This is a genomic window from Neptuniibacter marinus, from assembly GCF_965223595.1.
GTDB classification, from domain to species: domain Bacteria; phylum Pseudomonadota; class Gammaproteobacteria; order Pseudomonadales; family Balneatricaceae; genus Neptuniibacter; species Neptuniibacter marinus.
Window position 1 is genome coordinate 3,364,598 of record NZ_OZ245004.1, and the last position, 20,723, is coordinate 3,385,320.

Genomic DNA, 20,723 nt, shown 5'->3' on the forward strand with positions numbered 1-20,723 from the left:
ATCAGGATAGTGTATCAGGAAAAGGGAGGATTGCGCATGCAGAACATGCGCAATCGGAAGGTTTTACAGCAAGTTAGCCGTTCAATTGAGCAGCAACTTCAGCAGCAAAATCCACATCTTCAACTTCAATACCTTCACCCACTTCTACGCGAGTAAAAGATTTAACAGTCGCACCGGCATCTTTAGCAACCTGACCTACTTTAAGTTCAGGATTTTTAACGAATGCTTGCTCTACCAAGCTATTCTCAGCCAAGAATTTATTAATACGACCTACAACCATTTTCTCAGCAATTTCTGCTGGCTTACTCGCCATATCTGGCTGAGCAAGAATGATCTCTTTCTCTTTAGCTACGACATCTTCAGGCATATCTTCTTTACTTACAACCTGAGGATTAACCGCAGTAACATGCATAGCAATATCTTTAGCCGTTTCAGCGTTACCGCCTTCAAGCTGAACAACTGCAGCAATCTTATTATTACTATGTACATAAGCAGCAACAACACCACCTTCAACTAAGAAGACACGACGTACACCGATGTTCTCACCAATTTTCTGAACCAACGCATCACGTGCATCCGTCAATTCACCAGCCATCAACGCTTCAACATTAGTTTCTTTAGAAGCAAACGCTTTATCAAGCACAACATTTGAAAACGCTAGAAAACCTTCATCACGCGCAGCAAAGTCAGTTTCAGAGTTAACTTCTACCGCAACTGCATAATTATTGTCATCAGCAACTTTAACTAAAACAACACCTTCAGCTGCCGTACGGCCCGCTTTTTTAGCTGCTTTCATGCCAGACGCTTTACGTAGTTCTTCGATCGCTTTATCTACATCGCCATCAGTGCCCTGAAGCGCTTTTTTACATTCCATCATGCCTAGACCAGTACGGTCACGCAGATCTTTAACCATTGCAGCGGAAATCTTCGCCATTATCGATACCCCTAATTAAATAGCCGTGGATTAATCAAAAAATCCAAAAAAGGGGGCCAAGCCCCCTCTTTAAGTCATCAAAGAGAATAATTAACTGTGTTTACAGTCTGATTACTCAGCCGCAGCTGGCGTCTCTTCAACTTCTACGAATTCGTTTTTGTCGCCAGCGCCAGCACCTGAACCTTCAAGGCATGCATCAGCAGCAGACTTAACGTAAATCTGAATAGCGCGCAACGCATCATCGTTACCAGGAATAATAACGTCAATACCATCAGGGTTACTGTTAGTATCAACAACACCGATAACAGGGATACCTAGCTTGTTTGCTTCATTTACAGCGATACGCTCATGATCAACATCGATTACAAAAAGAGCATCAGGCAAACCGCCCATCTCTTTAATACCACCGATAGAACGCTCTAGCTTTTCCATTTCACGCTGACGCATCAAAGCTTCTTTTTTAGTTAGCTTTTCAAACGTACCGTCTTGGCTCTGTGATTCTAGGTCACGAAGACGACGGATAGACTGACGAATAGTCTTGTAGTTAGTCAGCATACCACCTAACCAACGGTGGTTAACGTATGGCATAGATGCACGGCTAGCTTCTTCTTTAATGATTTTGCTTGCTGCACGTTTAGTACCAACAAAAAGAACTTTATTTTTGTTAGATGCCATATTCTGGATGCTATCCAATGCACCATTAAGAGCAGGAAGTGTGTGCTCAAGGTTGATGATATGGATTTTGTTACGAGCGCCAAAAATGAATTTTGACATTTTCGGATTCCAGTAACGAGTCTGGTGACCGAAGTGAACGCCTGCTTTAAGCAGGTCACGCATAGTAGTTTTAGCCATTATTTTTTCCTAAATGTTTTGGGTTAGACCTCCACGAACCCCAACATTCAACCCGAAGGCACCCTGAATATTGTGTCGGCACGTGTGTGATATTTTTGCTTATGCAAATTGAGCGCGGATTTATACCATAACTACCTATAGAGATAAAGCTTATTTCTTTTAACCTCCGTTGATTGATACAATCCCCATCCAGATATTTTTTACATACAGTACTCACAAGAATTAAAAGGATACTTCGGCAGCTATGAGCATCAAGATTAAAACCCCAGAAGAGATCGAAAAAATGCGCATCGCAGGCCGCTTAGCTGCCGATGTTTTAGTCATGATAGAACCTTTTGTTAAAGTCGGCGTCACCACCGAAGAACTCAATCAAATCTGTCACGACTATATTGTCAACGAACAGCAAGCCATTCCCGCACCACTCAATTATCATGGCTTCCCAAAATCAATCTGCACATCTGTAAACCATGTCGTCTGCCACGGCATCCCCAACAACAAACCCCTTAAAAACAACGATATTATCAATATTGATATTACAGTTATTAAGGACGGCTATCATGGCGATACAAGCAAAATGTTTTTTGTTGGCAAAGAGCTTCCACATGCACGTAGACTGGTCGATGTAACATTAGAATGCATGTATAGAGGGATTAGATTGGTCAAACCAGGTGCTCGCTTAGGTGATATTGGTCACACCATACAAACCTATGCTGAGCAAAACCACTATACTGTTGTACGCGAATACTGCGGACACGGCATAGGCGCTGAGTTCCACGAAGAACCTCAGGTATTGCATTATGGTAAACCTGACACCGGCGATATTTTAGAAGAAGGGATGATCTTCACTATTGAACCAATGATCAACGCGGGCAAACGCCAAGTTAAGCTTTCAAAGAAAGATGGTTGGACAGTGGAAACATCTGATCGTCGCCTTTCCGCACAATGGGAGCACACCATATTGGTGACGGCAGATGGTTATGAAGTCTTAACACTCAGACCTGATGATACAATTTAATCTATACCTATAAAATTAGTGCCGCATTCAATAAAAGGTCGTATGTAATGCCAATTACTTTACAACAGCAGCTTGCCGAAACAGAGATTATTAATCTCAGCGATTTCAAAAACAAACTCGCTTCAGCAACATCCCAAATTCCTGTTTATAAAGACGCACTAAAAGAGATTAATCAAAACCTTGACGAGCGCTTCAAAGCTGGCGAAGACATTAGAAAACTTGTCTATGGGCGCGCCTGGGAGATTGATCGCATTCTACAAACAGCCTGGGAGCAGTTCGAATGGCCTGAAAACCAGATCGCACTGATTGCTGTTGGAGGTTATGGTCGCGGAGAACTCCACCCTCATTCCGATATCGATCTACTTATACTGTTAAGCGACAAACTAAACCCAGAAGAACATCACGACTCAATCAGTGGCTTTTTAACGTTTCTCTGGGATATAAACTTAGATATAGGTTCTAGCGTCCGAACACTGAGCGAATGCTACAACGAAGCTCAAAATGACATCACCATCGCAACCAACCTCATTGAGTCTAGAACACTGATCGGCAATGACGGTTTACACTCAGAGATGTACGACAAAGTCACCTCTGAAGGCGCTTGGACCGATAAAGAGTTTTTCCTTGCCAAATCAAAAGAACAGAAAGACCGTCATTCGAAAACAAACAACACAGAATATAACTTAGAACCTAACCTCAAAAACTCTCCAGGCGGCTTACGCGACCTACAAACCATCGGGTGGGTTGCTAAACGGCATTTTGGCTCTACATATATTCGTGACTTAGTAGAAGATGGCTTTCTAACCGAATCAGAACTCGATATTTTAAACAAAGGTGAACTCTATCTATGGTCAGTCAGATACGCCCTCCATATGCTGTGCAAACGGCGTGAAGACCGTCTTTTATTTGATCACCAACGCGAGCTAGCTGACTTCTTTGGCTACCAAGATAAAGATGGGAAACTAGCTGTTGAACAATTTATGAGTAAGTACTACCGCATAGCAATGGCAATGTCGGTTTTTAACGGCTTACTTCTACAACATTTCGATGAAGCGATCCTGCGTGCTGACGAAGAACAGGTTATCAAACCACTAAACAATCGCTTCCAAATACACAACGATTTCATAGAAGTTACCTACGACAAAGTTTTCGAACACCACCCTTTTGCATTAATGGAATTGTTTGTATTACTCGCGCAAAACGAAAACATAGCAGGCGTTAGGGCATCTACAATCCGACTTATACGCGCCAATCGCCATCGAGTAGATGACGACTTCAGAAACGATATACGCAACACCAGTCTATTTATGGAATTGATGCGCTCTCCTGAACGCGTCTCTACTCAGCTCAAACTCATGACCCGTTATGGGATATTAGGACGATACTTACCTGCATTCGGTAAAATCATAGGTCAGATGCAGCACGACCTATTTCATATTTATACCGTGGATGCACATACCATGAAGGTCATCCAAAACTGTAGACAATTTAGGCACAACGATGCACGAGAGGAGTTCCCTATAGCTCATCGAATAGTCAACCACCTTCCCAAGGTTGAACTTCTCTATATTGCAGCACTTTTCCACGACATAGCAAAAGGCCGAGGTGGTGACCATTCCGACTTAGGAGCAGAAGATGCACTGTCTTTTTGCGAAAAGCACCATTTAGGAAAATGGGACAGCCACCTTGTTGCTTGGTTAGTCAGAAACCACCTGCTAATGTCAATGACAGCACAACGAAAAGACATATCAGATCCAGAAGTCATCCATCGGTTCGCTAAACAAGTCTGTGACGTTGTCCACTTAGATTACCTTTATGTATTAACTATTGCCGATATTAACGCCACAAACCAGACGCTTTGGAATAGCTGGCGCGCAACCTTAATGCGCAAGCTTTACACAGATACTAAACGCGCATTAAGACGCGGCTTAGAAAACCCAATAAACAAAGAAGACCGTATTGAACAGATACAAAACGAAGCACTGGTTATTCTCAAACGCCAAGGAGTGGAGGCAGACGCATTTAAAGAGCTATGGGAATCTATTGGAGATGATTATTTTCTCCGGGAAACATCACAGAGCATTGCCGAGCACACAAAGGCAATTATTGAACATGATAGACCCCACGAACCTCTCGTTCTAATAAGACAAACATCACACCGTGCATTTGAGGGAGCAACTGAGATCTTTATCTACAGCGAAGATTTCAAGAATCTCTTTGCGGCCACTGTTGCAACAATGGATCAGCTTCACCTAAACATTCAAGACGCTAGAATCATAGTGACTGACGGTGGAGAGGTGCTAAATACCTACACAGTCTTATCGGACGACAACACCCCTCTATCAGAAAACCCTGATCATCTCTCCAGAATCAAAGAACGTCTTATTGAGGAGCTCGATGACCCGGATGATTACCCAGAGATTATCCAACGGCGTGTACCTCGCCAAATGAAACTCTTTGCCACACCTACACAAGTATATTTAAGTAACGACTCAATTTCCCAGCAGACTGTTTTAGAAGTTATCACGCCCGACAGGCCTGGCCTTTTAGCACGTATAGGTGGCATTTTCGCCGAACATAATCTCTCGGTTCGAAAGGCCCGAATTACAAGTGTCGGCGAAAAAGTAGAGGATTTCTTTTTTATCACTGATGAAGAAGGAACCCCGCTTTCGGATCCCAATGTGTGCCAAAAGCTGCAAGAAGATATATGTCATCAATTAGATGAAACTATCCAGCATGAATAATAAGGGTGAGAGAAATATGGATCAGAATAAACAAAACGAGATAGAAGCTGCCGTCTTTCGTCGCCTATTGGCCCACTTAGACGAAAGAAAAGATGTACAAAACATCGACTTGATGATTCTTGCCGGATTTTGCCGTAATTGCCTAAGCAAATGGTATACAGCGGAAGCAAAAGAGCGAGGCGAAGAGATCGATTACGAAGCAGCGAGAGAGTTAGTTTACGGAGAACCTTACGATAGCTGGAAAGAAAAACATCAAGCGAAAGCAACCCCAGAACAGATGGCAGCTTTTGAAGCGACGCAAAACAAATAACTACACACTCTACTGATCAACCGATCTAGTAGAGTCTTAGTTACTCACCCAAGCACGCTGCACTTGATTCATATCCACCTCAAGAGTAGTGGCGTATGTATCTTCCTGCACAGGGAAGGTCTTCACCACTCTCGCCCCCCGCACTATACCCGATACCGCCGTTTTAAATTGATCGCTCTGTAAAACCATATCTTTAACCGTTGTCGTGCCAAACATATATTGCCCGTGAACAACACCCGCCAACTCTTGGTATGCACGCAATTTAGATGCCCGCATAGCCATCAACACTTTATGTTGCTGCGTTTGACCCGGCTGTAAACTGATGGGTGCATAGCCTGTTGCACGCACCCAATTTGGCGCTTGCGGCTCCTCCACTCGCGGCGGAAAATTAATATCAGGTAACGCATCCACCACTTCAACAGTAGATTCCACAACCGTTTCACAGCCTTGAATAACTAGAAACATAGGGAAAAACAGCGCAAAAGCAGTCAGCTTTATAGATTTACTTATTATTTTTTTCATTATTACCTACCAACAGGACCGCCGCGATTTTCAATAATAAGCCCTTGATTTAGAGCCTCCAATGGATCATACCCTGGAATAGCACCTTCTAAACGTTCGTTAGGTATATGGGTTTGACCTGTTGCCAATACTTGCCGCGTCGTTGTATCAATGACTCGTGCATTAATTACTAAGCCATCTGAGTGTTGGGCATAAGTCCCTGTCACTAAGAAGTAAACCTTAAAACGCGTACGCAGACCAGACAGATTTTGTTTCGATAACGGCTGTTTTGTCGAAGTTGTAAGCCCAGCCGCACGATAATCAACAAGATTATAACCGTGCTGCTGTAATTGATAGATAAACCCTTGCTCTAATCGTTCGCCAAAACGACCAACTTTCCTAGCATTATGCAAGTTAGTAAATGGAATAACCGCAACGGGGAAGCGTTTTACTCGGTTTTCCTGCAAGCCAACATTCATCTGCACCGCCATTTGAGATACCGCCTCGCTAATGGGGTCCAACCCATTCGGCAAAGTGTCAATCTGTACAACTTGGCGCTGTAACATCGACCGCTCTTTTTCCAACAGCGCCTCTTTCTCTGCAATATGCGCTTTCTCAAGCTGATGCAACTGCTCAACAACCTCAGGACTCATACTTTCAATATGCACCTTTTCAGGCTGCTTATCTTGGGTATTAACCTGCTGAAAGCATCCGCTTAAAAAGCAAACCATTAACAGCAGTAAAATCTTTTTCATCCTGATATTCCAAACTCAAAAGGTTAAGCCCGACAATCTAACATAATCCACCAAGCATAGGGAGTCGACTTAAACCGTTTACAACAGGCACACAATAAAATACTGTTCTGAAAACGATTAATTATTTACTCGACCTCTTTTAGTAATCGGTCATTAGGCAGATATGTTTAATAAAACGCTGAATTTTCTTATTGTTAGCTTATTTCTATCTTTAACTTCTATAGCTCAAGCGGTTGTCATTGAAGCTGAGGGGCAAGCTATTATTGCCAACAAAAACATTACCGCTGCTAGAGAGGCTGCCATCAGGGACGCTTCTCAGCAAGCATCAATGCAGGCAGCTGTTTATGTGTCTAGCAGCCAAGTCGTAAGAGATGGCATTCTTGAGATCGACAATATGCAGATTAGCTCTTTGGGCCAAGTTTCAAATATCGAAATACTGGACGAGAAAATCATTGGTTCAACACTACACATTCGAATCAAAGCGAATGTAGATATTGATGAAGGTTGTAGCAACGGAAGTAGCAACAATTATAAAAAAACCATAGCCTTTGCCGCGTTTCCGCTTCAACAATTAAGCCAAGCTAATCTGGGCGGACTCCATAACGTTAGTAGTGAACTACCTGCACAATTAAGCCAACGCTTTAACAGCACAGCACAAACGATCACTTACAATGCTGGGTTAATTAACCTCTACCCTAACCCTAGCCAAGCTAGCTCATCACAGTTAGATAGCGGCAAGCTAACGAGTATGCTAAGCACGATTGGTCAGCTCGATGTTAACTATGTAATTTCAGGTGTTATCCGTGATATCTCTATGGTTGATCCTCGCACTCACGCCGAAAACAACTACTTTATGGATCTCTACAACAGGCTCGATTTCAAAAGTAAAAGACACCTCCGAAACTTTGAAATTGACCTATTTATACACGATGGTTTCTCGGGCCAACTTGTTTCACAAAAACACTACCAAACCGCAGGTTTATGGAGTCTTGATCGCACAATAACAACGGGATTCGCTACACCAGGGTTTATTAAGCAGGACTACGGACAGAAAGTAAGAGCACTCGAAGATAAGATTGCGGCGGAAATATCCGCAGAGCTACGCTGCGAACCTTTTAGTACTCGTATAACTCAAGTTGAAGATCGCACTATCTGGATCAATGCAGGTAAGCAGCATGGTTTAAAGCGTGGGGACAAGCTCACTATCTATCGCAGCTCCACCATTTTCACCCCACAAATGAACAGCAACACCCAATTAACCAACACACAACAAACCTTAATTATTGATGATGTACAGATGGGATTTGCATCTGGCCATATCAACGCATCCGCTGAAACATACAATATTCGGGCAGGGGATTTAGCTATTGCACGCTAATTCCATATAGCTAAAAGACGACTCCCCCGCCAGCAAAACGGGGGAATATATATACAAACTAGTTTGTACGTGTGCCGCTAATATTAATCTCTACACGGCGATTTTGAGAACGACCTATTTCAGTAGTGTTATCTGCTACGGGGTAACGCTCCCCAAAGCCACGTGCATTAACTCTAAGACGAGAAATACCCGAGCTCGCTAAGTAGTCAGCCACACGCGCCGCACGTCGTTCTGACAACTGCTGGTTATACTCAAACGATCCTGTGCTATCAGTAAAGCCATCCACATTCATCTCGGTTTTATCAAATTTCACCAAGACTTTTACTACTGAATCCAATACAGGATAAAAGTTGTTCGCTATCTGGTCTGAATTAAGCGCAAATGTGATATTACCCGGCATAATCAAACGAATTGAATCACCAATACGCTCAACTTGAACGCCTGTACCTTGTAGCTCTTGACGCAGAAGCGCTTCCTGTTGATCCATGTAGTAACCAATACCACCACCAACAGCACCACCCACCAAAGCCCCTGTTAAAGCGCCTTTACCACGATCAGATTTACTAGAAACAGCTGCACCTAGCACAGCACCTGCAACGGCACCTATACCTGCACCTTTAGTTGTGCTTCCTACTTTCTGCTCTCCTGTGTATGGATCAATTGTTTGACACCCAGTCAACAGAACGCCGGCAACACAAACTGCGAACAGTTTTTTCATAATTAACTCCAAAAAAAAATGACTATTGCACCATAATAACTCTACTATGGCTGAATAAACACTGACTAAAAAACAGATAAATACTACTTGCCGCTAGTCAGTCATGCCAAACACCGATAAAATAATCGTATTGTTCCAACAATGCAGTTTCATATAAACTCCACTCACTGTATTGAACATAAGTTAATTTTACGTAGTACTCGTTTTTAGGAGATTCAATTGTCCCAGCTTCCTGTCATTGTTGGTTTTGGTGGTATAAACCCTGCTGGGCGCGCTTCTTTTCACCATGCATATCGCCGATTGATTATAGAGAAACTCGACGAGCAGTCGCGCCAAGAGACACTCACTGACCTAGCTATATTGACAGGTCTTGTTACCTCATCTGATGGAAAATATAAAAATCAGGATGGAATTGAGTACAATGCAACCGAATTAATCAAAGATCTTCAAAAACAATTACTTGATAGTACTTTAATTCGTCGAATTGAAAAAAGCAGCTTTGATGTAAACCACGTTATGTTTAACAAGGCCGCCACTTTAAATTGTGGAGATGGCTCGCTAAAGTTTCACCTCCGCAAAAGGCAGATGCCATTAGAGATACCTGCTAATTGGTCGGTCACTGAAACTGCACCCGGACAGTTCGATATTCACGTTTCATCAAAAATGGATGTTCTCTTACCCGATAACAAAGTCGCGCCCGTCCAGTCTGCAGGTCAGCTACCTTCAGGCTTCGAACCTGGCAAGCTTTACCAATCCCGCAACCATCCTCGCAACCTTCAGATGACTGTTTTTGCAGCATCCGATGCACTCTCTTCGACAGGCATCCCTTTCGAAACAATCGCCAACAGCGTAGCACCGGATCAGATTGCGGTTTATGCCAGCAACTCTATAGGGCAGCTTGATGATTTTGGCTTTGGCGGACTTACAAAATTTCCTGCTATAGGGAAACGCACAACATCCAAACAGATGCCATTAGGCTACGCCCAAATGCCTGCAGATTTTGTGAATGCCTACATTCTAGGTAATGTAGGCACCACTGGAGGCGCGCTAGGTGCTTGCGCAACGTTTCTCTACAACCTTCGCAGCGGCGTAAATGATATTCGCTCAGGACGCCGTAAAGTCGTCCTCGTAGGCGGAAGCGATGCGCCTGTAACCCCAGAAGTCATTGAAGGCTTCAAAGCCATGGGAGCATTAGCGGAAGACAAAGACCTATTAGCACTCGACAATCTATCAGAACTCACGGCTGATGATTACCGTAAAGCCTGCCGACCATTCGGCAATAACTGCGGTTTCACTATAGGCGAAAGCAGCCAATTTGTTCTTTTAATGAGCGACGATTTAGCCATAGAGTTAGGCGCCGAAATATATGGCGCAGTTCCAGAAGTATTTGTAAGCGCAGATGGACATAAAAAATCGATCTCCGCACCAGGTATTGGCAATTACATCACTTTAGCCAAATCCGCAGCCCTTGTTCGAAAAATGCTTGGCGAAGAGTCCTTACAGCAAAGGAGCTTTGTCCAAGCTCACGGTACCAGTACACCACAAAACCGTGTGACTGAATCTCATGTAATTAACGAAACAGCAAAAGCCTTTGGCATACAAAACTGGCCGGTTGCTGCTATTAAATCCTATATTGGACACTCTCAAGGCACCGCAGGAGGAGATCAGCTTAGCTTATCTTTAGGCACTTGGAAGTATGGCTATATCCCCGGAATTTTAACGACAGATGAATTCGCCAGCGATGTACATCAAAGCAATCTATTCTTGAGCAACCAGCATATTGAAGTTGGCAAGCAAGGAATGGATACCGTGTTCTTGAACTCGAAAGGTTTTGGTGGCAATAACGCATCCGCACCCGTGATCGCCCCTCATGTTGTGAGCAACCTACTTAACAAGCGCTATAGTAAATCTCAATTATTGGCTTACCAAACAAAACTCGAAAAAACGCGTATGGCAGCCACTGCATACGACCAAGCCTCCCTTCATGGAGACGCTAAGCCAATCTATTTATATGACCATAATGTCCTTCAGGGCGAAGACCTTAGTATTAGTGATAAACAGATCACTATGCCGGGCTACAGCAATCCAATTAACTTGGATATTGATAACCCTTTTGACGATATCTGCTAACTAATAATTTATAAGGAACTGGCGATGCGTGTTTTCATCACTCTAATAGCAATTATCGGTCTTAATGGCTGTATTAATATGGATGCTATAACACCGGATTTCCAAGCTGAAACAGATACTAGCTATTACTTGATCGATACTAAATACCGCTTCTTTTGTGAAGGGGACAGTAAACGCTGCAAAGATATGACTAAGGTTGTTTCCTCTCGTGGCGAACTCTATCCCATCGAAAATGCTTACAACCAAGAAGTCAAAGGCCCTAATTATCCGGTATCCTTAATGTTGATGATCATGAATCCCAACGATGGAAGCTATAAAGCAACGCCCGTGGGTAATGAGGGTCGTTTTTTTAAAGTACCTAAAAACGACACGACTGACCTAGTCTGGAACACACTCTCCAGCATCCTAAACGATCTATTTGACTCTGGCAGTTAATCGACAGTGCTTGGCTGATCTATATTAAAAAGCTGCAACGCCTGCTGAGAGGTGGTTGCAGCTACTTCCTCCACCGTACAACCTTTCAGATCCGCAACAACCTTGGCAACATCCAATACCCGACAAGGCTCATTAGGCTTACCTTGATGGCCACTCAACGGCATATCCGGCGCATCAGTCTCTAAAACAAAATGTTCTAGCGCTGTAGCTTGCACTGTACGTCTTAATTTCTGTGCACGCTCATAAGTCACAGTCCCACCAAGCCCTAACTTAAACCCAAGTTCAATATACTGATGAGCCTGCTGCTCACTCCCGGAAAACGCATGCACAATCCCACCTCGAGTAAGCTTAAATAGCCTAAGCTGCTTAAGCATCTGATCGTGGGCCTTTCTAACATGTAATAAAACAGGAAGCTGATAGTTTTCAGCTAGTGCCAACTGGGGCTTTAAAAAACTTAGTTGCTCATCCAAATCCGCCTGCGGAATAAATAGATCCAAGCCTATTTCGCCAACCGCACATACCGACTTAGACGATAACAGTTGCTCTAACTGCTCAAGATCTTGAGATTGATGTTCATGAAGGAAACAAGGATGTAATCCTAGCGCCATATGAAGACTTGGCCAATTGTCACAATGGGCTGAAAACAAAGTTTCAATACCCGCCCAACCCACCGCATTAACACCGGGGACGACAATATGCCCAACGCCCGCATTAGAAGCGCGTGTAAGTGCCTCATCTCGATAGTCATCGAATTGAGAGAAATCTATATGGCAGTGGGTATCGAAAAGTTGCATAACAGCAGATTAAAGGCGAGAAGGCTTGGACGCAAGAGTACGCCAAGCCTTTGTAAACAATGAACCGATCAGTGCTCGCGTGTTGCCCTAAAAGCAACATCCGGCCAGCGCTCTTCCGCTAAACTCAGATTAACCCTTGTTGGTGCAAGGTAGGTCAGCAAACCGCTACCATCGAGCGCCAAATTATCATGATTTTTCTTCTCAAATTCAGCCAGCACTTTTTCGTCATCACACTCAGCCCAACGCGCCGTCTGAACGCTTATAGGTTCGTATTTACAATCCACTTTGTACTCATCTTTCAAACGAAAGACCACCACATCAAACTGTAATTGACCGACTGCACCAAGAATAAGATCGTTATTTTTAAACGGCTGGAACAACTGTACAGCACCCTCTTCTGAAAGCTGCTTCAAACCTTTTTGAAGTTGCTTCATTTTCAGCGGATCAAGGGGGCGTACACGGCGAAACATCTCTGGGGCAAAGTGAGGAATCCCGGTAAATTTCAGGTCCTCACCGGCAGTAAACGTGTCGCCGATCTGTATCGTCCCATGGTTATGCAAACCAATAATATCGCCCGACCACGCCTCTTCAACATTTTCACGATCGCCTGCAATAAATGTCACCGCATCCGCGATCTTCACATCTTTATTAATGCGGCTGTGGCGCATCTTCATACCCTGAGTATATTTGCCGGAGCAGATACGCATAAAGGCAATACGGTCACGGTGTTTAGGATCCATATTCGCCTGAATTTTAAAGATAAAGCCACTGAATTTTTCTTCAGCCGGCTCTACTGGGCGAGTAATCGCATTGCGAGCAATAGGTGCAGGTGCCCATTTCACAAAATCATTCAGCATCTCGCGTACACCAAAGTTCGCTAATGCTGTACCAAAAAAAACAGGCGTCAGCTTACCCGCCAAAAATGCCTCTTGATCATACTCATGGGTTGCACCACGTACGAGCTCAATCTCATCCACAAAATCATCGTAAATATCGCCCAATAGCGCCTTCGCTTCATCACTTTCTAAACCAGAGATACGCACATCTTCAGGAATGGTATGTCCCTGCCCAGGCTGAAAGACATGAATGGTATCCGTATAAAGGTTATATATCCCTTTAAAACGAGACCCCATCTCGATTGGCCACGTGATCGGTGCTGATTCAATTTTAAGCACCTCCTCAATCTCATCTAATAACTCGATTGGATCACGAATTTCACGGTCGACCTTGTTCACAAACGAAAAGATTGGTGTATCACGTAAGCGGCAAACATCCATCAACTTAATGGTTCGCGCCTCAACACCTTTAGCGCCATCTACCACCATTAAGGCTGAATCTACAGCGGTTAATGTGCGATAAGTATCCTCAGAAAAGTCCTCATGCCCCGGCGTATCCAATAGATTAACCATGCGATCATTATAAGGAAACTGCATGACAGAGGAGGTAATAGAGATACCACGCTCCTGCTCCATCGACATCCAATCCGATGTCGCGTGACGATCACCTTTTTTACCTTTAACACTACCCGCTTGCTGAATAAGCTGTCCAAACAACAACAATTTTTCAGTAATTGTCGTTTTACCGGCATCAGGGTGGGAGATGATAGCAAAGGTCCTTCGCTTATTGATTTCATTAAGAAAATCTTGGTTTGCCATGTATAAATTCTTTTAGTTTGTACACGGATTTGTACACACTTTTGGAAGTACTCTCTTTTCAGTTCTTCGCTTGTCAAATCCGTCGTGTTAATCGTAATTGGCCGCTATTTTCGCTGATCTTGACTTTATAAACAATCAATGGTTATCTAATCGGTTACCATTTACTCTCAGCGTGCGCCAATGCTCAGTTGTAGCTGTTTGCAATCGTTGCTTCTTCAGCTCATGAACAACTGTGGCTAAACCACAAATTCCTTCGCTACCAGAAATCGATGATAGCTTGTCGTACTACACCGATGATGGTGCAGTTGCCGTTGATCGGTATTGCAGGGTATTGCGGGTTCAAAGGTTTTAGGTACTTCTGTTCACCATCAATAACTAACTGCTTAAAGGTTGCTTCTTTCGAATCATCCAAACGCGCAACAACCAATGAACCTGAAGAGTAAGGTAACTCAGGATCAACAACGATCACTGCCCCCTCAGGTATGGATTTTTTCCCGCTTGGATTTTCCATACTGTCGCCTTTTACGCGAAGTGCGAAACAACCCTCATGTGCTTTCCCAGTGACTTCACGCCACTCTTCAGCATCTTCATGGGCAAATCCCTCCGCTATTTCAGTCCAATCACCGGCCTGAACCCAGTTAATGAGAGGAATTCTTCCCTTAATATCAGGCCCGACTTCTACATTACCGACCCCCAAGCCAATCTCGCCATCACCTGTGGCGAGCCAATGAGCATTCACGCGAAGCGCCTCCGCGATCTGCATGGTGTAACGAGACCTAGCCGATTTACCAGAGCAAATCTGGCTGATCGACTGCTGTTTGATACCAATGCGACGAGCCAACTCAGACTGAGTCACCCCAGTAAGCTGCAAGGCATGGTTTAGTCGTTCGGATAAAGTTTTCATAAGCCTGTATTCTACAAATAAAACTGTAGCCTTTCAACAATTTTAACTGTTGACTTGCCTACAGTTTAAACTGTAACATTCAATCTTGTAACAGTTATTATTGTAACAGGAGACGGTATGGAAGTGTTCAACACGACACAAAAACATCTCCGCCGTGCCATTGACTTGGTCGGCGGGCAATCAGCATTAGCACGAGCCATCAACTCAAAACAGCAAAACGTCTGGTTTTGGTTGAATAAATCAGGGCGTGTTCCCGCTGAATTCGTTTTACCCATCGAACAAGCTACGCAAGGACAGGTAACCCGATCTCAGTTAAGACCGGACATCTACCCCGAATGCCCAAGCGAGCTGAAAGCCAGTAACCATTAGGATTAAGGGCAAGTAATGGTCAGCATTTTACGTAAACACAAAAGCGAGTACCTCCATGCGTGATTATGGCAAGGTCTATACCCGCTTTTGGCTAAAGCAAAATGTTTTGTCCTGGAGTGACTCAGCGAAGTTGCTAGGACTGTATTTGCTTACATGCCCACATTGTAATTTGCTTGGCTGCTTTCGACTGCCGATTGGTTACGTTGCTTCTGACTTGAACTGGGATGAGCAACAGGTTGCCAAGGCGTTAAGTGAGTTAGAACAAGATCAGTTCCTGATTCGTTGCGAGGAATCTGGTTGGACTTTGATTCGAAGCTTTCTGAAGCACAACCCAATCGAAAACCCAAACCAAGGTAAGGCAGCCTTTCGGTTGCTTAAAGATGTACCTGCCGACTTCGTTGGTATGGCATCGCTTTTGAAATCTCTTGCCGCTTTTCAAGCTCGGCTTCCAGAAGAATTTTCATCATTGTTTATGCCTGATGGCAACCCGGTAAGGGACTCTCAACGGTCGGATGACTCTGAGAGAAGCAATAAACCAACAGTTAAAACTGTTGACCACATACAGTTTGAAGACTTCTGGGATGTACAAATACGCAAAGAAAAAAAAGCGAAAGCCAAAGAAGAATGGCTACGCATGGGCCTCAATGAAGACCATGAACTCGCCTTGGAAGTGCTAACACGCTGGAAAGAGCAACGAGACAACCGATTGCAGTATCAAGATCGGACTAAGACCCCTATGCCACATAACTGGCTTTTAAACCGGCAATGGGAAGACGAGTACGTTCGCATTGATGAAGTACAGCAATCATCGACGAGCCTAAAGGGCAGCAATCATCAATTGAATATTGAAGAAAGCAATCGTCGCATCGCTGAAAGCTGGGCCGGACCAGGTATTCGGGAGGTTCGTTCAAGTGCAGGAGGTTGATAAACGCGAGTTTGCTGAAGTTTGGGGAGCAGCTTGGGCCATGTATGGCAAAAGCGTATCACCGCAATTGCTATCCATCGCATTTGAAGCCCTTCGTGCTTATAGCATTGAAGAAGTGCGAATCGGTCTGACTCGGCATATTCAATCACCGGATACTGGGCAATTTTTTCCAAAGCCCGCTGACGTCATCAAGCATATCGATGGCAACTCGGGTTCAAGAGCCATGGTTGCTTGGAACAAAGTTGACAAGGCTGTTCGTCAGGTTGGCGCTTGGACATCCGTGATGTTTGACGATGCACTTATCCACCGCGTGATTTCAGACATGGGGGGATGGGTTGAACTCTGCAAAGTTGATGACAGGGAATACCCCTTTAAGCAAAAAGAGTTTTTAACACGCTACCAGGCTTACTTGCTGCGGGACGAAGTGGGTGAATACCCAAGGCTATTACAGGGTATTGCAGACCATCAGAACCAGCAAAAAGGATTTGATATGCAAGCGCCTGTTGCCGTAGGCGACTGGTCAAAAGCAGCACAAGTTTATACGAGAGGCATCGCCGACTTTAGCGCAGTGCCATTAAAAAGAATAAGCCCGAAAGCCATTCAGGCGCTTCTCGGAAATCAATTAGAGGACAAAAATGAAAACGATTAAAGCAAAAACCATTGCCCTAGTGATAGCCATGTCCGCAAGCACTTCAGTCTATGCGTTTCCGGGCTATCAGTGGGAAAAAGCAGCACAAAGCGTTGGTATTGATCCAGTCATGCTCTACGCCGTTGCCTTGGCTGAGTCGGCCTCACATCGTGTTCTCAACATGACCAGTCCATGGCCATACGCAATTCGCAATGGTTCAAACGCAACCTACGCCAAATCTAAGACAGAAGCAGAGCAACTGTTAAACCAGGCACTGCAAGAGACTGAAAAATATCAGCTCGATATTGGCCTTATGCAAATCAATTTGCATTGGCATGGGCATCGGGTGAGCTCAGCAGCGGAACTGCTAGACCCCATCACCAACCTTACGGTCGGCTCAAGTATTTTGGCCGAAGCAATCAAGTCTTCACCAAATGATTTAGAGCTTGGCATAGGCCGCTATCACAGTTGGAACGAAGAGCGTGCACGCTGGTATGGGCAAAGAGTGCTTTCTATCTATCGCAATATTTTACATGAACTGGAGGTCCGTCAATGACAACCAATCAACAAGACTTCTATCAATTAAATTTGGCGTACCTACACGCAGCACGAGAATTGGCGCGAATTGATCCGCAAGAGGCCGTCTTGCGCTTTGGACTTACACGCGACGTGGTTGATGCTCTGATTAATGCTGGTGTTGACGACCTGCAACGAGTGGCGACCTCATCATTCATGCTGTTTCAACCAAGGGGTAACCAAAGCCAACTGATTGAGATGGTGAAGAGCAAAGGCACAGGTATCCCAAGAATCGCTTATTTATTATCAACCCTAAACAATAAGGGGGATGCATGATTGATAACCTGTCCAAAAGTGAGCTATTTACCCGAGCCTCGCTGCTTATTAAATACGGATTTCGAACAACCATTATCGCGCTCGATACAGGTTTGCCAATCCACATTATCAGAAGGCTCCACAAAGAAGTGACTGGCAAGTCACCTTGTCCTGGTCAATTGCCAGAATCTGATGCCATCGTCAAAAGCAGAAGAGCATTAGTTGAAGGCTCCCTGCTTATGGCGCTTTATGTCAATATTGGTGGTGATAATGTCTACAAGCAATTAAATATCGATGCTTTGATGAAGGCTTACGATGCGTATTTGGTTGCAAGAAAAGAAGCAGATCTTCCAGCTGAGATCCCCTGGAAAAAACTGACCATCAATGAAGGTTGGGTTCTAGCTCGTGATTTAAGATCACAGCTAGCATCCTTACACCGGTGTCGATGCGGCAGTCTGTATTTGACGGTATCTCAACAGCGCATTCAGCTTAAATGTCCTGTGTGCGAGATTATGGCCGAGCAAACCACTAGAGCACTTTTTGAGAACTAAAATGCTGATGCATGATTTGATTGTGCACCGCCCGTGCACTTTGAGAGTACTAAGATGATAAAATTACTTAAATCTTTACCAGCACGCTGCTGGTTTATATCACTGGGGCTTTTTCTGGCGACTTTGGCTGCGGCTCATTTTTTTCCCTCAGAAATATTAACGGCATCTGCCAAGTTAGCGGCTTTGCCATTTCTGATTTGCACCATCGTTTTTTTCAGCTACTTGGGATTCAAAGCAATTGCTAGTCCTATCGGCCTTATAACCATCACCACTATGTTTTTAGCAATCGCATATTGGCAAGCGAGTTGGACAATTTTATGTGTCGGTTTAGCCTTCTTAGGCTTAAGCGGACTAATCCATTTATTTCAAAGACAACTGAAAGATACCGGTCGAGAACTAAGCCTGAGCGAAAAAAAATATTGGTACTGGGTAAACGAATTTGCAGATGGTCGCTCATCTATCCTCCCTAAAAAAACAAGGTCATAGTAAATTGACTGCTTTTTTACTTATACTCAAAAAATTGATTGGCACTTTCGTACTACGAATGAAAAATGCCATTTCCATCAATGAATACGGATCAACTCAAGTTCGTTACCCAGCACAACAGGACAGTTCTTTGACATCCTTGTTAAAGGTTTGGGCGCAGAGCTTCAAACCCTCCACCATAGTCAGGTAAGGGAAAAGCTGGTCGGCTAATTCCGTCACCGTCATACGGTTGCGGATCGCCAGCGCCGCACTCTGGATCAGTTCTCCACCTTCATGCGCCAGAATCTGCGCCCCGATCAGGCGGCCAGTGGCTTTTTCCGTCACCAATTTGATAAAACCATCGGTCTCGAAATTCGCCAGTGCGCGCGGCACGTTCTCCATCTCCAATACACGACTGTCGGTTTCAATGTCTTGTGCGTTGGCTTGCTCTTCCGTGAGCCCAACAGTTGCCACCTGGGGATCGGTAAAAATCACTGCTGGCATGGTGGATAGATCCAGTTTGGCGTATCCGCCCGTCATGTTGATGCCGGAACGGCTACCGGCGGCCGCGGCGACATAGACGAATTGCGGCATGTTGCAGCAGTCTCCGGCGGCGTAAATACCGGGAACATTCGTTTCCATGCGTTCGTTAACAACGATTTCGCCCTTTTTGTTGGTCGTAACACCCACCGCGCCCAGATTGAGTTGGCAAGTATTGGCGTGTCGCCCGGTGCTTACCAGCAAACGATCGCAGCGTAGATCGCCCGCGTTAGTTTCCAATGTAAATTGGCTTCCATCGTGGGTCACCTTGGTAGCTTGCGTACTGTTTAATACTCGAATGCCTTCTTTTTCAAAACATCCGGTGAGTTTTTCACCGAGCAAGGGATCTTCCCGATAAAGCAATGTATGTCTTGCTAATATGGTGACTTCACTGCCTAAACGGCGATAAGCCTGGGCAATTTCCAGCGCTACAACCGACGAACCAATCACGACCAGGTGCTGCGGCAATTCCTGAGCAAACAGCGCTTCGGTAGAGGTCCAATAAGGTGTTTCAGTTAAACCATCAATAGGAGGAATGGTTGGCGTGGAGCCGGTAGCGATCAGGATTTTATCGGCGTGAACTGCCTGCTCGGTTCCATCATTTTTTCTGACTATCAGGGTGTTGGCATTTTTAAATTGCGCCCAACCTTTAAGTAAACTAAGCGCAGGATTTGTCTCCAGAATATTCTGGTACTTTGCCGCGCGCAGCTCTTCGACCCGAGCGGTCTGCTGCTGAGTCAACAAGGCTCGACTCAATTGGGGCGCATGATTTTCCAGTCCGGTAAAGGGATTATTGCGTTGCTGCTGAGCCAATTGAGCGGCGCGGATTAGAATTTTTGAGGGTACGCAGCCGACATTCACGCAACAGCCGCCAATCACATCGGCTCCCTCAATAAGAGTGACCTTGGCACCACCTTCAGCGGCTTTAATAGCGCAGGCAAAAGCGCCGGAACCCGTACCGATAATCGCCACATGTTGAGTTTGGTTGCTTTCAGTGTTGCTTGCATTTTCGTTGTCACAGCAGTCGTTCGGTGAAGTAATTTCTTTTGCAGTGCCAGTGGATTCTTTTGCGATATAACCGAGAGCTTCTATTGCTCCAATGAGAACGGTTACGCTGACCCCACCGTTCGTGGTGATCGTTGCTCTGGCGTTTTCATAAGATATTTCAACCTTATTAACGCCTTCGATCGCATCGAGTGCTTCTTTAACGTGGGCGACGCAACTTGGACAGGTCATCCCTTCTATCGATAGTAAGATCATTCGTTTTCCTCAAATAGTAGTCAGGCATT

22 protein-coding genes are annotated in these 20,723 nt (G+C 44.6%); 13 read left to right on the forward strand and 9 right to left on the reverse strand.

What is annotated here, in order from left to right; translation table 11 throughout:
- Positions 1-73: 73 nt before the first annotated feature.
- Entirely contained in the window at positions 74-934 is an 861-nt protein-coding gene (tsf, locus tag ACOQOE_RS15890; RefSeq protein ID WP_420554448.1) for a translation elongation factor Ts, read from the reverse strand.
- Positions 935-1,045: 111 nt separating this feature from the next.
- A complete protein-coding gene (gene rpsB / locus ACOQOE_RS15895) occupies positions 1,046-1,786 on the reverse strand; it encodes a 30S ribosomal protein S2 (RefSeq protein WP_067866207.1) in 741 nt (246 codons plus the stop codon).
- A 244-nt stretch (positions 1,787-2,030) separates the two neighbouring features.
- Between rpsB and map the strand changes: the two genes are divergently transcribed.
- The 3 genes from map to ACOQOE_RS15910 are packed head-to-tail and all read left to right on the forward strand — an operon-like array spanning position 2,031 to position 5,855.
- Positions 2,031-2,801 carry a type I methionyl aminopeptidase gene (gene map / locus ACOQOE_RS15900; protein ID WP_067866204.1) on the forward strand — a complete coding sequence of 257 codons (771 nt, stop codon included), beginning with the start codon at positions 2,031-2,033 and terminating at the stop codon, positions 2,799-2,801.
- Between the two features lie 47 nt (positions 2,802-2,848).
- A complete protein-coding gene (locus ACOQOE_RS15905; protein WP_420554449.1) occupies positions 2,849-5,545 on the forward strand; it encodes a [protein-PII] uridylyltransferase in 2,697 nt (898 codons plus the stop codon).
- Positions 5,546-5,561: 16 nt separating this feature from the next.
- Positions 5,562-5,855 (forward strand): DUF1244 domain-containing protein, encoded by a 294-nt coding sequence (locus ACOQOE_RS15910; RefSeq protein WP_067866200.1) that lies wholly within the window; start codon positions 5,562-5,564, stop codon positions 5,853-5,855.
- Between the two features lie 36 nt (positions 5,856-5,891).
- On the opposite strand, the gene ACOQOE_RS15915 is transcribed toward ACOQOE_RS15910, so the two are convergent.
- A complete protein-coding gene (locus ACOQOE_RS15915) occupies positions 5,892-6,377 on the reverse strand; it encodes an LPP20 family lipoprotein (protein WP_156473685.1) in 486 nt (161 codons plus the stop codon).
- Positions 6,378-6,379: 2 nt separating this feature from the next.
- A complete protein-coding gene (locus tag ACOQOE_RS15920; protein ID WP_067866197.1) occupies positions 6,380-7,111 on the reverse strand; it encodes a FlgO family outer membrane protein in 732 nt (243 codons plus the stop codon).
- Between the two features lie 163 nt (positions 7,112-7,274).
- Between ACOQOE_RS15920 and ACOQOE_RS15925 the strand changes: the two genes are divergently transcribed.
- The gene (locus ACOQOE_RS15925; protein ID WP_420554450.1) at positions 7,275-8,489 is read left to right on the forward strand and encodes a flagellar assembly protein T N-terminal domain-containing protein; all 1,215 of its coding nucleotides are present in this window, start codon (positions 7,275-7,277) and stop codon (positions 8,487-8,489) included.
- Between the two features lie 58 nt (positions 8,490-8,547).
- Here the strand turns inward: ACOQOE_RS15925 and ACOQOE_RS15930 are convergent, their stop codons facing one another.
- A complete protein-coding gene (locus ACOQOE_RS15930) occupies positions 8,548-9,207 on the reverse strand; it encodes an OmpA family protein (protein WP_067866192.1) in 660 nt (219 codons plus the stop codon).
- Positions 9,208-9,426: 219 nt separating this feature from the next.
- Here ACOQOE_RS15930 and ACOQOE_RS15935 point away from each other — a divergent pair, with 219 nt between their 5' ends.
- Together ACOQOE_RS15935 and ACOQOE_RS15940 are read left to right on the forward strand one after the other, a co-directional pair.
- Positions 9,427-11,337, forward strand: a complete 1,911-nt coding sequence (locus ACOQOE_RS15935; protein ID WP_420554451.1) for a beta-ketoacyl synthase — start codon at positions 9,427-9,429, stop codon at positions 11,335-11,337.
- A 24-nt stretch (positions 11,338-11,361) separates the two neighbouring features.
- Entirely contained in the window at positions 11,362-11,772 is a 411-nt protein-coding gene (locus ACOQOE_RS15940; RefSeq protein ID WP_420554452.1) for a hypothetical protein, read from the forward strand.
- Here ACOQOE_RS15940 and ACOQOE_RS15945 read toward each other — a convergent pair.
- From ACOQOE_RS15945 to ACOQOE_RS15955, 3 genes are all read right to left on the reverse strand, one after another.
- On the reverse strand, positions 11,769-12,566 hold the full coding sequence (locus ACOQOE_RS15945) for a TatD family hydrolase (protein ID WP_067866186.1): 798 nt from the start codon (positions 12,564-12,566) through the stop codon (positions 11,769-11,771). The two genes, ACOQOE_RS15940 and ACOQOE_RS15945, sit on opposite strands and share 4 nt — an antisense overlap.
- A 68-nt stretch (positions 12,567-12,634) precedes the next feature.
- The gene (locus ACOQOE_RS15950; RefSeq protein WP_420554453.1) at positions 12,635-14,221 is read right to left on the reverse strand and encodes a peptide chain release factor 3; all 1,587 of its coding nucleotides are present in this window, start codon (positions 14,219-14,221) and stop codon (positions 12,635-12,637) included.
- A gap of 256 nt (positions 14,222-14,477) precedes the next feature.
- The gene (locus ACOQOE_RS15955; protein WP_000854920.1) at positions 14,478-15,125 is read right to left on the reverse strand and encodes a LexA family protein; all 648 of its coding nucleotides are present in this window, start codon (positions 15,123-15,125) and stop codon (positions 14,478-14,480) included.
- 117 nt (positions 15,126-15,242) lie between these two features.
- On the opposite strand from ACOQOE_RS15955, the gene ACOQOE_RS15960 reads away from it, so the two are divergent.
- From ACOQOE_RS15960 to eexR, 7 genes are read left to right on the forward strand one after another with little or no spacing between them, the layout of a single operon-like run.
- A complete protein-coding gene (locus ACOQOE_RS15960) occupies positions 15,243-15,494 on the forward strand; it encodes a helix-turn-helix domain-containing protein (protein WP_108945895.1) in 252 nt (83 codons plus the stop codon).
- A 55-nt stretch (positions 15,495-15,549) separates the two neighbouring features.
- The gene (locus ACOQOE_RS15965; RefSeq protein WP_031500537.1) at positions 15,550-16,419 is read left to right on the forward strand and encodes a hypothetical protein; all 870 of its coding nucleotides are present in this window, start codon (positions 15,550-15,552) and stop codon (positions 16,417-16,419) included.
- Complete coding sequence (locus tag ACOQOE_RS15970; RefSeq protein ID WP_007105460.1) at positions 16,406-17,068, forward strand: DUF6475 domain-containing protein; 663 nt, start codon at positions 16,406-16,408, stop codon at positions 17,066-17,068. The genes ACOQOE_RS15965 and ACOQOE_RS15970 overlap by 14 nt, the downstream gene beginning before the upstream one ends.
- Positions 17,055-17,603 (forward strand): lytic transglycosylase domain-containing protein, encoded by a 549-nt coding sequence (locus tag ACOQOE_RS15975; protein ID WP_420554454.1) that lies wholly within the window; start codon positions 17,055-17,057, stop codon positions 17,601-17,603. Before ACOQOE_RS15970 ends, ACOQOE_RS15975 begins: the two co-directional genes overlap by 14 nt.
- Complete coding sequence (locus ACOQOE_RS15980; protein WP_000210563.1) at positions 17,600-17,899, forward strand: flagellar transcriptional regulator FlhD; 300 nt, start codon at positions 17,600-17,602, stop codon at positions 17,897-17,899. The genes ACOQOE_RS15975 and ACOQOE_RS15980 overlap by 4 nt, the downstream gene beginning before the upstream one ends.
- Positions 17,896-18,429, forward strand: coding sequence for a FlhC family transcriptional regulator (locus ACOQOE_RS15985; protein ID WP_000566755.1), 534 nt, complete (start codon positions 17,896-17,898; stop codon positions 18,427-18,429). The genes ACOQOE_RS15980 and ACOQOE_RS15985 overlap by 4 nt, the downstream gene beginning before the upstream one ends.
- A gap of 54 nt (positions 18,430-18,483) precedes the next feature.
- The gene (gene eexR / locus ACOQOE_RS15990; RefSeq protein WP_028867978.1) at positions 18,484-18,915 is read left to right on the forward strand and encodes an entry exclusion protein EexR; all 432 of its coding nucleotides are present in this window, start codon (positions 18,484-18,486) and stop codon (positions 18,913-18,915) included.
- A gap of 105 nt (positions 18,916-19,020) precedes the next feature.
- Here the strand turns inward: eexR and merA are convergent, their stop codons facing one another.
- Positions 19,021-20,694: a mercury(II) reductase gene (merA, locus tag ACOQOE_RS15995; protein ID WP_028867977.1), complete on the reverse strand. Its 1,674-nt coding sequence runs from the start codon at positions 20,692-20,694 to the stop codon at positions 19,021-19,023.
- Between the last annotated feature and the right edge of the window lie 29 nt (positions 20,695-20,723).

Excerpts from the sequence above, each read along its gene's own strand:
- ACOQOE_RS15945 (WP_067866186.1), bottom strand. The coding sequence starts at position 12,566 with ATGCAACTTTTCGATACCCACTGCCATATAGATTTCTCTCAATTCGAT.
- tsf (WP_420554448.1), bottom strand. The coding sequence starts at position 934 with ATGGCGAAGATTTCCGCTGCAATGGTTAAAGATCTGCGTGACCGTACT.
- ACOQOE_RS15910 (WP_067866200.1), top strand. The coding sequence starts at position 5,562 with ATGGATCAGAATAAACAAAACGAGATAGAAGCTGCCGTCTTTCGTCGC.
- ACOQOE_RS15930 (WP_067866192.1), bottom strand. The coding sequence starts at position 9,207 with ATGAAAAAACTGTTCGCAGTTTGTGTTGCCGGCGTTCTGTTGACTGGG.
- ACOQOE_RS15960 (WP_108945895.1), top strand. The coding sequence starts at position 15,243 with ATGGAAGTGTTCAACACGACACAAAAACATCTCCGCCGTGCCATTGAC.
- eexR (WP_028867978.1), top strand. The coding sequence starts at position 18,484 with ATGATAAAATTACTTAAATCTTTACCAGCACGCTGCTGGTTTATATCA.
- ACOQOE_RS15955 (WP_000854920.1), bottom strand. The coding sequence starts at position 15,125 with ATGAAAACTTTATCCGAACGACTAAACCATGCCTTGCAGCTTACTGGG.
- merA (WP_028867977.1), bottom strand. The coding sequence starts at position 20,694 with ATGATCTTACTATCGATAGAAGGGATGACCTGTCCAAGTTGCGTCGCC.
- ACOQOE_RS15980 (WP_000210563.1), top strand. The coding sequence starts at position 17,600 with ATGACAACCAATCAACAAGACTTCTATCAATTAAATTTGGCGTACCTA.
- map (WP_067866204.1), top strand. The coding sequence starts at position 2,031 with ATGAGCATCAAGATTAAAACCCCAGAAGAGATCGAAAAAATGCGCATC.
- ACOQOE_RS15985 (WP_000566755.1), top strand. The coding sequence starts at position 17,896 with ATGATTGATAACCTGTCCAAAAGTGAGCTATTTACCCGAGCCTCGCTG.
- ACOQOE_RS15920 (WP_067866197.1), bottom strand. The coding sequence starts at position 7,111 with ATGAAAAAGATTTTACTGCTGTTAATGGTTTGCTTTTTAAGCGGATGC.
- ACOQOE_RS15940 (WP_420554452.1), top strand. The coding sequence starts at position 11,362 with ATGCGTGTTTTCATCACTCTAATAGCAATTATCGGTCTTAATGGCTGT.
- ACOQOE_RS15965 (WP_031500537.1), top strand. The coding sequence starts at position 15,550 with ATGCGTGATTATGGCAAGGTCTATACCCGCTTTTGGCTAAAGCAAAAT.
- ACOQOE_RS15975 (WP_420554454.1), top strand. The coding sequence starts at position 17,055 with ATGAAAACGATTAAAGCAAAAACCATTGCCCTAGTGATAGCCATGTCC.
- ACOQOE_RS15925 (WP_420554450.1), top strand. The coding sequence starts at position 7,275 with ATGTTTAATAAAACGCTGAATTTTCTTATTGTTAGCTTATTTCTATCT.
- ACOQOE_RS15950 (WP_420554453.1), bottom strand. The coding sequence starts at position 14,221 with ATGGCAAACCAAGATTTTCTTAATGAAATCAATAAGCGAAGGACCTTT.
- ACOQOE_RS15905 (WP_420554449.1), top strand. The coding sequence starts at position 2,849 with ATGCCAATTACTTTACAACAGCAGCTTGCCGAAACAGAGATTATTAAT.
- rpsB (WP_067866207.1), bottom strand. The coding sequence starts at position 1,786 with ATGGCTAAAACTACTATGCGTGACCTGCTTAAAGCAGGCGTTCACTTC.
- ACOQOE_RS15915 (WP_156473685.1), bottom strand. The coding sequence starts at position 6,377 with ATGAAAAAAATAATAAGTAAATCTATAAAGCTGACTGCTTTTGCGCTG.